Annotated in this window: 11 protein-coding genes; 2 read left to right on the forward strand and 9 right to left on the reverse strand. The window is 28.3% G+C overall.

What is annotated here, in order from left to right:
• Positions 1 to 45 precede the first annotated feature (45 nt).
• Positions 46 to 1668, forward strand: coding sequence for an aspartate 4-decarboxylase (aspD, locus tag RWY47_RS02530; protein WP_150842259.1), 1623 nt, complete (start codon positions 46 to 48; stop codon positions 1666 to 1668).
• A 50-nt stretch (positions 1669 to 1718) separates the two neighbouring features.
• Here the strand turns inward: aspD and RWY47_RS02535 are convergent, their stop codons facing one another.
• The 5 genes from RWY47_RS02535 to RWY47_RS02555 form a co-directional block, all read right to left on the reverse strand.
• Positions 1719 to 3188, reverse strand: coding sequence for an alanine/glycine:cation symporter family protein (locus tag RWY47_RS02535; RefSeq protein WP_150842258.1), 1470 nt, complete (start codon positions 3186 to 3188; stop codon positions 1719 to 1721).
• Positions 3189 to 3293: 105 nt separating this feature from the next.
• On the reverse strand, positions 3294 to 4217 hold the full coding sequence (locus RWY47_RS02540) for a hypothetical protein (RefSeq protein ID WP_224170372.1): 924 nt from the start codon (positions 4215 to 4217) through the stop codon (positions 3294 to 3296).
• 182 nt (positions 4218 to 4399) lie between these two features.
• A complete protein-coding gene (yjeM, locus tag RWY47_RS02545) occupies positions 4400 to 5941 on the reverse strand; it encodes a glutamate/gamma-aminobutyrate family transporter YjeM (protein ID WP_150842256.1) in 1542 nt (513 codons plus the stop codon).
• Between the two features lie 360 nt (positions 5942 to 6301).
• Positions 6302 to 7744: an adenylosuccinate lyase gene (purB, locus tag RWY47_RS02550; protein ID WP_224170373.1), complete on the reverse strand. Its 1443-nt coding sequence runs from the start codon at positions 7742 to 7744 to the stop codon at positions 6302 to 6304.
• 77 nt (positions 7745 to 7821) lie between these two features.
• The gene (locus RWY47_RS02555; RefSeq protein WP_021428859.1) at positions 7822 to 8730 is read right to left on the reverse strand and encodes a tyrosine-type recombinase/integrase; all 909 of its coding nucleotides are present in this window, start codon (positions 8728 to 8730) and stop codon (positions 7822 to 7824) included.
• Between the two features lie 139 nt (positions 8731 to 8869).
• Between RWY47_RS02555 and RWY47_RS02560 the strand changes: the two genes are divergently transcribed.
• The gene (locus RWY47_RS02560) at positions 8870 to 9682 is read left to right on the forward strand and encodes an undecaprenyl-diphosphate phosphatase (RefSeq protein ID WP_021428909.1); all 813 of its coding nucleotides are present in this window, start codon (positions 8870 to 8872) and stop codon (positions 9680 to 9682) included.
• A 25-nt stretch (positions 9683 to 9707) separates the two neighbouring features.
• On the opposite strand, the gene RWY47_RS02565 is transcribed toward RWY47_RS02560, so the two are convergent.
• The 4 genes from RWY47_RS02565 to rny all read right to left on the reverse strand — a co-directional run bounded on the left by RWY47_RS02565 (position 9708) and on the right by rny (position 14586).
• The gene (locus RWY47_RS02565) at positions 9708 to 11486 is read right to left on the reverse strand and encodes a UvrD-helicase domain-containing protein (RefSeq protein ID WP_150886164.1); all 1779 of its coding nucleotides are present in this window, start codon (positions 11484 to 11486) and stop codon (positions 9708 to 9710) included.
• Positions 11487 to 11663: 177 nt separating this feature from the next.
• Complete coding sequence (locus tag RWY47_RS02570; protein WP_150886165.1) at positions 11664 to 11939, reverse strand: hypothetical protein; 276 nt, start codon at positions 11937 to 11939, stop codon at positions 11664 to 11666.
• A gap of 64 nt (positions 11940 to 12003) precedes the next feature.
• Positions 12004 to 12927: a DUF523 and DUF1722 domain-containing protein gene (locus RWY47_RS02575; RefSeq protein WP_150886166.1), complete on the reverse strand. Its 924-nt coding sequence runs from the start codon at positions 12925 to 12927 to the stop codon at positions 12004 to 12006.
• A gap of 135 nt (positions 12928 to 13062) precedes the next feature.
• Positions 13063 to 14586 (reverse strand): ribonuclease Y, encoded by a 1524-nt coding sequence (gene rny, locus RWY47_RS02580; protein ID WP_021428821.1) that lies wholly within the window; start codon positions 14584 to 14586, stop codon positions 13063 to 13065.
• Positions 14587 to 14722 lie beyond the last annotated feature (136 nt).

Genomic DNA, 14722 nt, shown 5'->3' on the forward strand with positions numbered 1-14722 from the left:
ACATTATAGATATTAATTGCAGATAAAAAAGGAGTGTGTATATATATGCGCAGATATAACTTTAAAGAAATCAATGATGTTTATGGAAAAATTAGCCCTTTTGAATTTAAAGACAAGTTAATAAAGCTTGCTAAGTTCAGAGCTATGGAAAGCGGAAGGAGAGTTTTAGATGCTGGTCGCGGTAATCCAAACTGGACAGCAGCAACACCTCGTGAAGCATTTTTTACATTTGGGCAATTTGCAGTTAACGAAACTCGTAGAACTTGGAACGAAGGCGATTTAGCTGGTATGCCAAAAAAAGAAGGAATCGCTACTCGTTTTTATCAATATATTTATGACAATCTAAATATGCCTGGAGCTAATTTGGCTAAAGATATTGTTGATTATGGAATAGAAGAATTTGACTTTGATCCAGACTCTTGGGTATTTGAATTAGCTGATGCAATAATAGGTGATAACTATCCATCTCCTGATAGAATACTTGTTCATATAGAGCAAATAGTTACTAAGTATTTAATAAAAGAAATGAAATACGATACTAAAAAAGGTGGTCCTTTAAGCATCTTTGCGGTAGAAGGTGCAACAGCTGCTATGTGTTATATATTCGACTCTTTAATGGCTAATGAGTTATTAAGAAAAGGTGATAAAATAGCTATTATGACTCCTATATTTACACCTTATTTAGAAATACCACATTTACCAAGATATAACTTTGATGTAGTTTTTATAAATGCAGATGAAATAGATGAAAATAATAATCACACTTGGCAATATTCTAAAAAAGAATTAGAAAAGCTTTGTGATAAATCTATAAAAGCTTTATTCTTAGTTAACCCTAACAATCCAGCATCTATAGCATTAGATGAAAATAGCTGTAATAATTTAGTTGATGTAGTTACAAATCATCATCCTAACTTGATGATAATATCTGATGATGTTTATGGAACTTTTGTACCTGGTTTTAAATCTTTAATGGCTAGCTTACCTTATAACACTATAGGAGCTTATTCATTCTCTAAGTACTTCGGTGTAACTGGTTGGCGTTTAGGTACTTTAGCTTTACATGAAAATAATGTATTTGAAAAACTTATAAATGAATTACCTGATGACTTAAAAGCATCTGTAAATAAACGTTATAGCGATATGAGTTTAAACCCAGATAAAATATCATTTATGGACAGAATAGTTGCAGATAGTAGAATGGTTGCACTTAACCATACTGCTGGTTTATCAACTCCTCAACAAGTTCAAATGGCATTTTTCTCAGCATTTGCTTTAATAGACAAAGATGATAGTTATAAAGGCGTAAATATATCTATATGTAAACGTAGACAAAAACTTTTCTATGATGCTTTAGGAGTAGAGTTAATAGAAAACAAAAATGATGCTTCTTATTATGTAATATTCGATATAATGAAGTGGGCTACAAATAACTACGGTGAAGATTTTGCTAATTTCATAAAAGACAATTATAAGCCTGCAGACATGTTATTTAAGCTAGCTAATAATTACTCTATAGTTTTACTAAGTGGCCATGGATTCTTTGGTCCTGAGTGGTCTGTTAGAGTCTCATTAGCAAATTTAGATGATGAGTCTTATACATTCATAGGAAATTCAATAAAAGAAGTATTAAGCTTTTATGTATATACATGGAAAAAAAATAAATAACAATAATAAAAATAGCTTCTAAAATTTAGAAGCTATTTTTATTATTTTGCTTATTTTTTATTATTTACTCTTTGCTCCCAGAAAGTTGCATTTTTTATTCCAAGTTTAATTGGGTTAAAGTCAATTTTTTCTCTAGGTATTCCCAGTTTCTTTTGCTCTTCATAATCTTTTAGTGCTATAAGTGCTGGTTTTGCAATTATTAATATAGCTATTATATTTATCCAAGCCATAACACCTACCCCTATATCACCTAAAGTCCAGGCTAATGTAGATGTTTTAACACATCCATAATATGTTGATGCTAATATAACTACTTTTAATATATTTATTAATACCTTTTTAGTTTTTTCATTGTTATTTAATATTCTCTTTGCTAAATAAGCTAAGTTAACTTCTGAAATATAATAATATGCCATAAGTGTTGTAAATGCAAAGAAGAAAAGAGCTACAGCAACAAATGCTGATCCAAATCCAGGTATCAATGTATCTACCGCACTTTGTGTAAAGGCAGGCCCAACTTCAACTCCAGGTAAGTTTTGGACTATAAATTGATTGCTTGCATTATATACATTATATTTACCTGTCATTAATAACATAAATCCAGTAGCTGAACAAACAAATAATGTATCTACATATACAGAAAATGCTTGAACAAACCCTTGTTTAGCAGGATGAGATACTTCTGCAGCTGCAGCTGCTTGTGGCCCTGTACCTTGCCCAGCTTCATTAGAATATACTCCACGTTTTACTCCCCAAGCTATAGTAGAACCTAAAATACCTGCAAATGCCTGCTCTGCTCCAAATGCTGATTTAAATATTAAAGTTATAACTTCTGGCAATTTTTCAATATTTACAGCTATAATAACCAGTGCCATTAATATATATGCTAACCCCATAAATGGTACAATAAGTTCTGCTGAAGAGCTAATTCTTTTTATTCCACCAAATATAATTAATCCAAGCAGTATTATAATTCCTAATCCAGATATAGACTTACTTATTCCAAATGCATTTTCTATTCCCGCTGAAATTGAATTTGATTGTACTCCTGGAAGAAAAATTCCCATAGCAATTAGCGTTGCTACTGCAAATAATATAGCATACCATTTAACGCCCATACCTTTTTCGATGTAGTATGCAGGTCCTCCTCTATACTCCCCATTATCTTCTTCTTTGTAAATCTGAGCTAATGTAGATTCAACAAACGCTGACCCAGCTCCTAAAAATGCAATGGCCCACATCCAAAATAAAGCTCCTGGACCTCCCATAGCAATAGCTGTAGCAACCCCTGCTATATTACCAGTACCTATCCTTCCTGCCAATGATGTGCAAAGCGCTTGAAATGATGATATACCTTTATCCGATTTTTCTCCTTTTGCCAAAAGTACTACCATCTCATTTAAGTGTCTAACCTGTAAGAATCTTGTTCTTAACGAGAAATATAATCCTGTTCCTAGGCATAATACAATAAGTGCATTACTCCATAAAATGTTATTGATGGAATTTATTATACTTTCCATAAGCCCTCCTATATTTTTAGAAATTTTTAATTTCTTAATAGAATATATTCAGACTTATGAATTTGTTTCCATTTTTTCTTTCATTTTATATAGTTTATTAATTAACTATCGTCTCAGGCTGTACCTTATTTGATATCTACCAATTTTACATTCACCACACTTTAATCGTTCGGTTATTTCACTTTTGTTCTTACCAAAAAAATCCGCACAATCATCTAGTGATTTAAACACGTCTATGACTTCATTTTTTTTATCTACAAGTTCAATTTTTTTCTTACCCCCACGACGAATTATTTTGCCATATTTTTTATAATAATCATCATATTCATCATCCATTATTTCAAATTTATAATGCATATGCACCGGCTCTATTTTTTCGCTACATAGAATTTCTTCTCTTTTTTCTTCATCCATATCAGGATTCCATAATTCATTATGTAAAAAATTAAATATTTCAACTATATTTTTATCTCCCATAGATTTATTACTTACATCTAATTTAAGCTTTTTACTTAAAAAGTTTACAGCTTCTCCAAAAAAATCAGTATATCCATATTCTAAGTTTTCTTTTATGTATTGAATTGGAACACCTAATGATTTACTACACTCTTTATAACTTTCAAATATAATCTCATCATTTGTATAAACATCTATAGCTTTTATTCTTTTTTCTCTTTGTATTTTTATTGATTTTACATATTGTTTTTCTTCTTCTGAAATTTCTACTGTAACATTTTCTTCTTTAGTTATATTTATATTATCTTTACAGTTTATTTGTTTTTCTACAACAACTTGATCCTCTAATTGTATATCCTCAACTTTTTCATTTTTTATTTCAACTACTTCTTCAGTCGTATTATTTTCTAATTCTTCGATATTTAAAATGGTATCTACATCTTCATTTATTTCTAAGCTTTGAGAATCAATTCCATCAATCTTTTCTTCTAGGCTATCTTTAACTTCAACTTCTTCTGTAGATATTTTTTCTTCTTTAGTAACTTTTATAAAATTTAATAATTTCTTGAACAATACTTGTACCTCCCATGTCTTTTGTATCTTTAATTAGCTTTAGTACTATTATAGTATACTAAATATTTGTTTATTTATATATAAAAATATAATCATTTGTCAAAATAAGTATATTTTTATATATAAATAAATGCACCTACTAAATTAATAGCAGGTGCATTTTTTATAATATAGCTAAAATATTAGCTTGCTTTTCTATTATTATCACTATTCTTTACATGTTTCTTTTCATATCTACTATATAAGAAGAATCCAAATACTCCGAATATTACTGGTCCAGCTATCATAGTTAATGTTTTACTTAATCCTGCTGGTGAAGATAATGTTGGTTCTATTATAGTGAATACGTTAGCAAATCCAACTAATATACCTATTATTACAGCAAAAGTTGTTGCCATTCCTACACTCTTATAAACTACGAATGCTTTGTCAACTTTACCTTCTAATTGCTTTTTCTTAAATGCAGGGAATGCACTTGATAAGAATAAGTAAGGTATTGTCATTGCAACATTAGTCATAAGTACTAGTAAAGCGAAGAACTCACTTGCACTCTTACCTCCAAATGATACTAAAAGTATCATAGCTACAACTATTATAGCTTGAACTTTCATAGCATTTATAGGCATTCCGTCTTTTATTTCTCCTAATTTACCAGGCCATACTTGCTTTGGTGCCCCTTCTATAAGAGTCTTTAATGGAGAGTAAGTTAATGTGAAGAATGCTCCTGATAATGCTAAGAACATTGATAATCCAACGAATCTAGCAACCCAAGCACCCATAGTTAATGCTACTGATTGACTAGTTCCAAATGCTATACCTAATTGATATCCTAAGTTTTGCATTAATACATAAGCAACGTTAGCCATATTTACATCACTTGATGATAATATATCACTCCAGTTAGTAAATGTACCACAAGCAAATATACCTATTGCATATCCTACAGATATTACTATAGCTGCTAAAGTAAGACCTTTAGGGAAAGTTTTTTCAGCATTTTCAGTTTGGTCAACTAATCCACCTAAAACTTCTAATCCTCCAAATGCAAATATTGCAAATGTTAAGAATGATAATACAGTTACAGGTGTTTGATAAGCTGGGTTTGGAGAGTTTGTAAACGCTTTAACAACATTTGTTACAGGCTCTGCAAATTGTCCTTTGTTCATTATTACAACTAAAACCCCACCTACTAATAAAACTATATTTAATAATGCAACTGCTGTACCACCTATAGAAGTAACCTTAGTTATCTTCTCTATACCTTTAGTTGATACATAAGTAACTAATATTATCCATAATGCTCCAAGTATTCCTAGTGTTTGAACTGAACTTAATCCAAATAAAGACCAGTTAGCTGTAGCATCATATCCAAATATTGCGTTTGATAATGGAACCCATAAAGTTGATGCAACGTTTACCATCCATACGATGTAAGATGCATACCACATAAATGTTCCTACGAATGCATATTTAGGTCCTACAGATTTTTCCATCCATGAATACATACCACCTGATTCTTTTTTGAATGCAGATCCGTATTCAGCCATCATAAATGCATACGGTATAAAGAATAAAATTGCACTTAATATATACCAAGGTATTGCTGCGTATCCCATTAGGAAAAACGCTCTCGGCATGTTAGCGAACCCGAATACAGATGTGAATATCATAAGTACTAGGGGCACTAATGTTAATTTTTTAGCATTGTTAGTATTTCCTGCCATTTGTTTTCCTCCTCATGAAGTATAATAATACTGTTTACATCAAAGGTTATTTTGTTAGATTTCTATCTATTTAAATGTTTAACCTTTTCCGCTTTACATATAATATCATAATTCTACAAACTTTCCAATACTTTTTAACTTAAATTGAATTTTCAGATTTTATTAACTTAATTTAACAAAAACCTACATTTTACCTTATATTAATGCCTATTTTTTATTTTTAATATTATTTAGTATTTCCGCTATATTTTTAAATATTTACATATATATATATCAAATTTTTCCTTTATAATTTGTAAGTGAAATTTTAAAATTTAATTTTAAAATCCACAAAAAAATAGAGGTTAAAACCTCTATTTCTTATACATTTAAATCTATTTTCATTCCTATAGAATCTTTATATTCGCTTATAGCTGGATTTATTACATCCTCAACAAACTCAACAACTTGTTTTGGAGCTCTTCCTACGAAGTTTTTAGGATCCATTATTGATAGAATTTCTTCTTTTGACATCTTAAATGTATCACAATCTAAAAGAATTAACTCTAATAAGTTATTATCTTTTCCTTCTTGTTTAACTCTCTTTGCAGCTTGCATTGAATATTCTCTTATAACTTCATGTAACTCTTGTCTATCTCCGCCTCTTTTTACAGCTTCCATAAGAATAGTCTCTGTAGCCATAAAAGGTAGTTCTTCATTTATATGCTTGTTTATTATGTTTTCATAAACAACAAGTCCATTAGTTACATTTATACCTATTTCAAGTATAGCATCTACTGCCATAAAAGCTTGAGGTATAGCTAATCTTTTATTTGCAGAGTCATCTAAACTTCTTTCTAACCATTGAGTAGCTTGCACTAATGCAGGACTTAAAGATTCCCCTATAACAAACTTAGATAATGAAGCTATTCTTTCACTTCTCATAGGATTTCTTTTATATGCCATTGCAGATGATCCAATTTGGTTTTTTTCAAATGGTTCTTCTAACTCTTTTAAACTTTGTAAAAGTCTTATATCGTTAGTCATCTTATGCATACTTTGAGCTATTCCTGATAAAATAGATATAACTTGGTAGTCTAATTTTCTAGTATATGTTTGTCCACTTACTGCATATGATGCTTTATAACCCATCTTCTCACATACAAGTTTATCTAATTCTTTTACTTTTTCATCATCACCTTCAAATAGACTTAAGAAACTAGCTTGTGTTCCAGTTGTTCCTTTTACACCTCTAAGCTTCATATTTTCTATTCTAAAGTTTAAATCTTCTAAATCTATTACTAAATCTTGAGCCCAAAGGCACGCTCTTTTTCCTACTGTTGTAAGTTGAGCTGCTTGGAAATGAGTAAATCCTAACGTTGGTATATCTTTATTCTCTAAAGCAAACTCTTTTAAATTATTTATTAAGTTTACTAATTTTATTCTTATAAGTTTTAATGCTTCATTCATTTGAATTACATCAGTGTTGTCTCCAACATATGCACTAGTTGCCCCTAAATGTATTATTCCTTTAGCACTATCACATTGTAATCCATAAGCTTTTACATGACTCATAACATCATGTCTTACTTCTTTTTCTATTTTTCTAGCTTCATCAAAATTTATATTGTTGATGTTAGCTTTTAATTCATTTATTTGTTCATCTGTTATATTAAGCCCTAACTCTTTTTCTGATTCAGCTAATGCAACCCAAAGTTTTCTCCATGTAGAAAATTTGCATTGTGGAGAAAATATATAACTCATATCTTTACTGCAATATCTATCTATTAACGGATTTGCATATGTACTATATTTATTTTCCATTCTATTTAGCACCTTCCTTGTGTATTTATATTATTATTATAATTTTAATTATATATAATTAAACGAACAATAACAAGTTATTTTTTATTTATGTTCATTTTATCACTCGATATAATATAATCAATACTCTCACTATCTACAAAGTTAAGTACATATTTATATCTTATTGCATAATATTTATCACTCCAACCAAGTTGATTTTTCACTTCTTCCTCCCCAGCACCAAGCCTTAAACTTATAGCTGCAAATGAATGTCTAAAATCTTTTGCTGAGTAATTGCTAAGTCCTGCCATATCTAAGGCTTTTTTCACAATTATCCTTACATTTCTATCTGTTATAGAATTTCTTTGTTGGCTAGTAAATACAAAGTCTTCTGTTGGCATTATACATGACGGCAGTCCTTGATATATTCTATATTCTTCTATTTTAGAAAAACAATGTGGATGTAATTTTACAACCCTTTCCTTTCTACCTTTTCCTAACCTTACGTATGCATTGTTGTTTTCATCAACCATCAAGTCTTTCCACTTTAAATTTACTAATTCATTTAGTAAGCATCCAGTCGTTATAAGAAATACCATTATTAATCTATCTCTCATATTTAATCTAGGCAACGTATCTATAATTTGGTTTATTTCTTGAATACTAAGAACGTCATCCTTAGTTTTTATTCTGCTTACTTTTGGTTTTTTAACTAGCTTAAAAGGGTTAATTTCTATGTACTCTTCATTTTTCATATAATTGTAAAAACTATGTAAGTAACTATATATTTTTTCTGATGTAGATTTTGCATAGTTATCTTTTACAAATTCTATAAATCCACTACAATCTTCTTTAGTTACACTTACTAAGTCTTTATTATTTACGTATTCTTTAAATAATATAACTTTGCTTAAGTAGTCATGTTTAGTTGCTGGATTATGCTTTTTGGAAAATCCTTTAAAGATTTCATATTCATATTCATTTAAAATTGCATTTTCTTCCATGTGTATTCCCCCTGTCTTTTTATAATTATTAAATTTCTAACTTATTTTTAAATACCTTTTTAAAATATTGAATATATTTATTAATATTGGTATACTTTAACGTATGGTTAAATTAGTTTAAATTAGGAGGTAGTTAAAATTGTTAGAAATTTTTAAAGCCATTATACTTGGTATAGTTCAAGGTATAACTGAGTGGCTACCTGTAAGTAGTACAGGTCATCTTATATTAGTTGAACAATTCGTTAAATTTGATTTATCGCAGGTGTTTGTAAGCACATTTATGGTTGTAATCCAATTAGGTTCTATACTTGCTGTTTTAACACTATATTTTAAAAAATTAAATCCTTTAGATTCTTCTAAAACAGAAAAAGAGAAAAAGGATACAATCAACTTATGGATTAAGGTTATTATAGCAGTAATTCCATCTGGAATACTAGGAGTTTTATTTGATGATGCTATAGACTCATTATTTTTCAACCCTACAACAGTTTCAATAACTCTTATAGTTTATGGGGTTATAATGATATTAATTGAGAATAGAAATAAAAAACCTAAGGTTAATGATTTTTCACAGCTTACATATAAATTAGCTTTAGGAATAGGACTATTCCAATGTTTAGCTTTAATACCAGGTACTTCAAGATCTGGATCTACTATTATAGGTGCTGCATTATTGGGTACATCTAGATATGTAGCTGCTGAGTTTTCATTCTTCTTAGCAATACCTACAATGTTTGGTGCAAGTGCACTTAAACTTGTAAAAACTGGTGCTGCCTTCTCTGGATTTGAGTGGTTAGTATTAGGTGCAGGATTTGTAACAGCATTTATAGTTTCTGTATTTGCTATTAAATTCTTAATGGATTATATCAAGAAACATGACTTCAAGGCATTTGGTTATTATAGAATAGTACTTGGTATAATAGTATTTGCATACTTTACATTTTTAATATAAATAAAAGAAGCACTATGTGCTTCTTTTATTTTTTTGACTCTACCAATAACCTTATGATGTCACTTGCACCTTCATTAAAAGTAGTTATAATGCTTAAGTAATCTGTAGCTCTATTTATAGCAAGATATACTTTATTTAAATCTCCTACAAAGTCATTAACTTGATAGTCTTGACTTATATCATTAATACTATGGTTATATAGCATTTCTAATTCACAAAATATAACAGCTTTATATTCTAAGTTTTTTATAGTATATATATTCGCTATTGTAACTCCAGCTTTTTTTGCTACATTAGTTAATTCATCATCCCCATATATATATGGTATTTCATTTTCTTCCAAGTCTTTCTTCAACATATATTGGAAATATATAGTTTTACCATTTTTTAATTTTTTCTTATTAAATGGATATACAATTGCTATATCAGAATAACTAAGTCCCTTTTGTGTAGTTAAATATTCAATTTCCCATATTACAGAACTTATTTGTTCTTCTATATCAGAAACTTTTATTATATCTACAGCCTTATTACTCTTTCTAATGTAGTTTGATAAATAATACATATCATTTGTAACATTAGGTCTTATGCTCTTTATATAATCATTTGAATTTTTATCAAAATTATTTACAAATTCAACTAAATTATTGCTCTGCCTATAGTTATCATTTAATTCTATTACATCATTGAACTCTATATTGTCCCAAGAGTTTTTAAATATACTTAAATTGCTAAATATATTTAATCCTTTGCACTCAAATGCATTAAATATATACTTAGACTTATATAAGAAACTTCTTATAAAATCAATCTGTTCTGGTTCGAAACATTCAATTTCATCTATAAATATTCCTTTGAACATACTTTTATTTTTTACAGTATTTTTAGCTTGTAAAACAAGATTCTTATATACCTTATCCGGAGTATTTTTTAGCATATTATAATCAAATACTAAGTTATATGCTTTTGCTAATTTAAATAAGAAAGAAGTAAATGTATGAATTTCTATATTGTTGTTATCTTTATATAAAATATCTAATCTTTCTTTCAGCTCATTTCTAAGCTGCTTTGTATAAGTAAATATTACAAATTTATGGTGTGGATATATTCTAGCTAATTTGATAGCTCTTGCTAATAATATTGTAGTCTTTCCACATCCAGATGCTCCTTTATATAAGGTGTCTCCATATTTAACTGAGGCAACTTTCTCAATTTGATTTCTTTCTAGCATAGTAGCTGTATAACTATAATCTTCATTTGAAAAAGATATTTTCTTTAAATTTTTATTTAAGTTAAGATTATTATTTATCACATAATATTCAGGACAAATTTGTAACATAAATAAGTTAAGTAAAATTTCATCATTTGGATTTCCTAAATATTCATCTATGCTAATTTCATAGTTCATTATTTTGTATAACTTCTCTTTATCTATTATATTATTTTCTACAAAGTCATTATCTCCATTATCATATATAGATACGTGGGGCATTATAAATATGTAGTTATATTCAATATCATTACCTATTTTGCTCATTTGCTTTCTTAAAAGATCATATTCCTCTTCCATTACCTCTAACAATTCATCTTCTAAGAGCATAAATAAATCTTCTGTTGTATCCATAAATTTTATAAACAAAACTCTCTTATCTTTTATATATAAAAGATCTGTGTTTATTCCTTTAAAAGGAGTCACCTTTGGCACTACATTAGCTTCCTCTTTCATACTTTGATAAAAAACCTTTTCAAATGCTTTTATCTTTAATGCATCTAGCTCGGAATTTATATTTATGTACTGGCTCAATTTCTCATCCCCCTCATTTTATATAATTATATCATTTTAAATAGTTTTTTGCTATATTTGATATATTTAATATATTATTTCCATTTATTATTTCCACGAAACATCCTTATTACTCTTTTTTTATAAAAATTTGCTAAATAGTAAAAAATAGGTACTATTTAAAGTACCTATTTTTTATTATTTACAGTGGCTTTCTAACCATATATTCATTTTTCTTCTTATTTCATTTTTCTTTACCTCTTCAAAATCAGCATCACTTATACTGTAACTTTGAACTAATTTATCCACATTAGGAGGATATTCTAAGAAATTTCCATTTTTATTTTCAAATCCAATACTCATTATATCGTAATTATCTTCATTTTTATTTACAACAACTCCATATTCAACATCTTCGTTTTTGTTGCAATTTGATATTTTTACATATTGATTTTTAGCAAGAGTATTTAACATATCATTTCTCCTTTCATTTTTTCTTTATTATTATTATCATTTTATAATTTTTTATTATATAGATTTATAAACTTCTTCCTTTACCAGAATCCATTAAATTTATTAAGCTCTCTGGATATGGATTAAATATAGTTTGACTTAAAATTTTTTCGTCTTCAAATCTAGCTGCATATATTTTTACATTATTTAAAACTGTACTAAGTGGTATTTTATCTTTGCTGTACTTAACTATATTATCAACAAATACTTCTTTTTCTTTTAAAGATAAGTATTTTTCATATTTATTATATATATCTAAAATAGTTTGAATATTTTTTTTTGTATTTCTATTTTTATTTAAAAGTTGAAATAATGTTTTTGCGTAATTTTCATATTCTTCATTTTTGCACATATTGTTTAAATGGCTAAAAATTTTAACATCATAATTTTTTAATAGCAATTCATTATTTTGATGAAATTTTTTTATATCACATTTTTCATTTTTAAAGTTATTTATCATAAATAATTTAGTCAAAAACTCATCTCTTATTGAATAGTTTTTAAGTCTACCTTCATTTTCTATAGGCAAATAACCATGTGAATTTAATATTTCATCTGCGAAAAAGCCATTGCTTTCATTAGTTAAAGTTGATTGACCACTTTTATGATAAACTTTAACATCTCTTACCCCGCATGATGGTGATTTGCTTTTTAATATACATCCATCAATATCTTCCAATTTAGAAATGTAATTTTGAGAAAATTTTTTCATCTGGTCAGTATAATCTTTATTACTTTTCGGTTGAATAAGTTTTTTTTCATTATTATAGTCAACAATCCTTATAGCTTCTCTAGGTGTAGAAAGTCCTATTTCAACCTCAGGACATACTGTACAAAATTCAACATAATCTTTTAAAGAGTCAATGAACTTACTGCTTGATCCTTGTCCATTGTATCTACAATTTTCAAATCCTAAACATTTACTGATTAATAACTTGGGACGTCTCATAATTATATCTCCTATTATGTTTATAAATTTTAATATTAGTATTTTAATCTTATTTAAAATAAATTATTCTTTTTCTTTAATTCAAAAATCAAAAAAGCGAATATATCATTTGATATATTCGCTTAAATTATTTTCTTATTTAGCGTATTCTATTGCTCTTGTTTCTCTTATTATGCTAACTTTGATTTGTCCAGGATACTCTAATTCATCCTCTATTCTCTTAGTCATATCTCTTGCTAATAAATGTATATCTTCATCATTTACATTTTCTGGCTTAACCATTATTCTGATTTCTCTACCAGCTTGTATTGCAAACGATTTATCTACGCCATCATATGAATTAGCTATTTCTTCTAATTTCTCTAAACGTTTAATATATGCTTCTAGTGTTTCACGTCTAGCACCAGGTCTTGCAGCTGATATAGCATCTGCAGCTGTAACTAATACAGCTTCTATAGTTTGTGGCTCATAATCTCCATGATGAGTACTCATAGCATGTATAACATCTTTAGATTCTTTGTATCTTCTAAGTAAGTCCATACCTATCTCAACATGAGTTCCTTCCATTTCATGGTCAACTGCCTTACCTATATCATGAAGTAATCCAGCTCTCTTAGCTAATTTTACGTCTGCTCCTATTTCTGCAGCCATTATACCAGCTATATGAGCTACTTCTATAGAATGTCTTAAAACATTTTGTCCATAACTTGTTCTATAGTTAAGTCTACCTAGAAGTCTTACTAATTCTGGATGTAATCCATGAACCCCTGTTTCAAAAGTAGCTTGTTCTCCAAACTCTTTTATTATATTATCAACTTCTTTTCTAGCTTTCTCAACCATTTCTTCAATTCTTGCAGGATGTATTCTTCCATCTGCGATAAGCTTTTCAAGCGCAATTCTTGCAACTTCTCTTCTTATAGGATCAAATCCAGATAATATTACTGCTTCTGGAGTGTCATCTATTATTAAATCTATTCCAGTAAGAGTTTCTAATGTCCTAATATTTCTACCTTCTCTACCTATAATTCTTCCCTTCATTTCATCGTTAGGAAGGTTAACCACTGTTACAGTAGTTTCTGCCACATGATCGGCTGCGCATTTTTGTATAGCATATCCTATTATTTCTCTAGACTTCTTATCTGCTTCATCTTTAGCTTGAGATTCTATTTCTTTAATCATTATAGACATCTCTCTTCTTACTTCTCTTTCAGCATTAGTTAATATAATTTCTTTTGCTTGGTCTGAAGTTATTCCAGATATGCTTTCTAATTTTTCTAATTGTTGAACTTTAATCGCTTCAACGTTTTCTTCTTTTTTCTCAATTTTTTTAAGTTTATCATTAAGAACTGTTTCTTTATTCTCTAGAGCTTGAAGTTTTTTATCTAAAACCTCTTCCTTTTGAATTATTCTTCTTTCAAACTTTTGAACTTCAATTCTTCTTTCTTTGTTCTCTTTCTCTGCTTCATTTCTCCACTTATGGATCTCTTCTTTTGCTTCTAATAGTTTTTCTTTTTGTAAAGTTTCTGCATCTTTTTTTGCCTTATCTATTATATCATCGGCCATCTTTTCAGCTTGACCAATTTTAGCTTCAGATATGTTTTTTCTTACAAAATAACCAACTATAATACCCACAAATATTCCCAATAAAGCGCTTATCATTGCCTCTATGACATCCACCTCCTTTGTTAAATAAACCGTCAACTACAGTATTTATAACATCTATTTTTATAAACTAAATAAGAATATTTTATTCTTATTTAATTTTATAATTTTTTCAATCTGGTGTCAAGTTAAT

This window comes from Paraclostridium sp. MRS3W1, assembly GCF_032465715.1.
GTDB lineage: Bacteria > Bacillota > Clostridia > Peptostreptococcales > Peptostreptococcaceae > Paraclostridium > Paraclostridium dentum.

Excerpts from the sequence above, each read along its gene's own strand:
- aspD (WP_150842259.1), top strand. The coding sequence starts at position 46 with ATGCGCAGATATAACTTTAAAGAAATCAATGATGTTTATGGAAAAATT.
- RWY47_RS02535 (WP_150842258.1), bottom strand. The coding sequence starts at position 3,188 with ATGGAAAGTATAATAAATTCCATCAATAACATTTTATGGAGTAATGCA.
- yjeM (WP_150842256.1), bottom strand. The coding sequence starts at position 5,941 with ATGGCAGGAAATACTAACAATGCTAAAAAATTAACATTAGTGCCCCTA.
- purB (WP_224170373.1), bottom strand. The coding sequence starts at position 7,744 with ATGGAAAATAAATATAGTACATATGCAAATCCGTTAATAGATAGATAT.
- RWY47_RS02555 (WP_021428859.1), bottom strand. The coding sequence starts at position 8,730 with ATGGAAGAAAATGCAATTTTAAATGAATATGAATATGAAATCTTTAAA.
- RWY47_RS02570 (WP_150886165.1), bottom strand. The coding sequence starts at position 11,939 with ATGTTAAATACTCTTGCTAAAAATCAATATGTAAAAATATCAAATTGC.
- RWY47_RS02575 (WP_150886166.1), bottom strand. The coding sequence starts at position 12,927 with ATGAGACGTCCCAAGTTATTAATCAGTAAATGTTTAGGATTTGAAAAT.
- rny (WP_021428821.1), bottom strand. The coding sequence starts at position 14,586 with ATGATAAGCGCTTTATTGGGAATATTTGTGGGTATTATAGTTGGTTAT.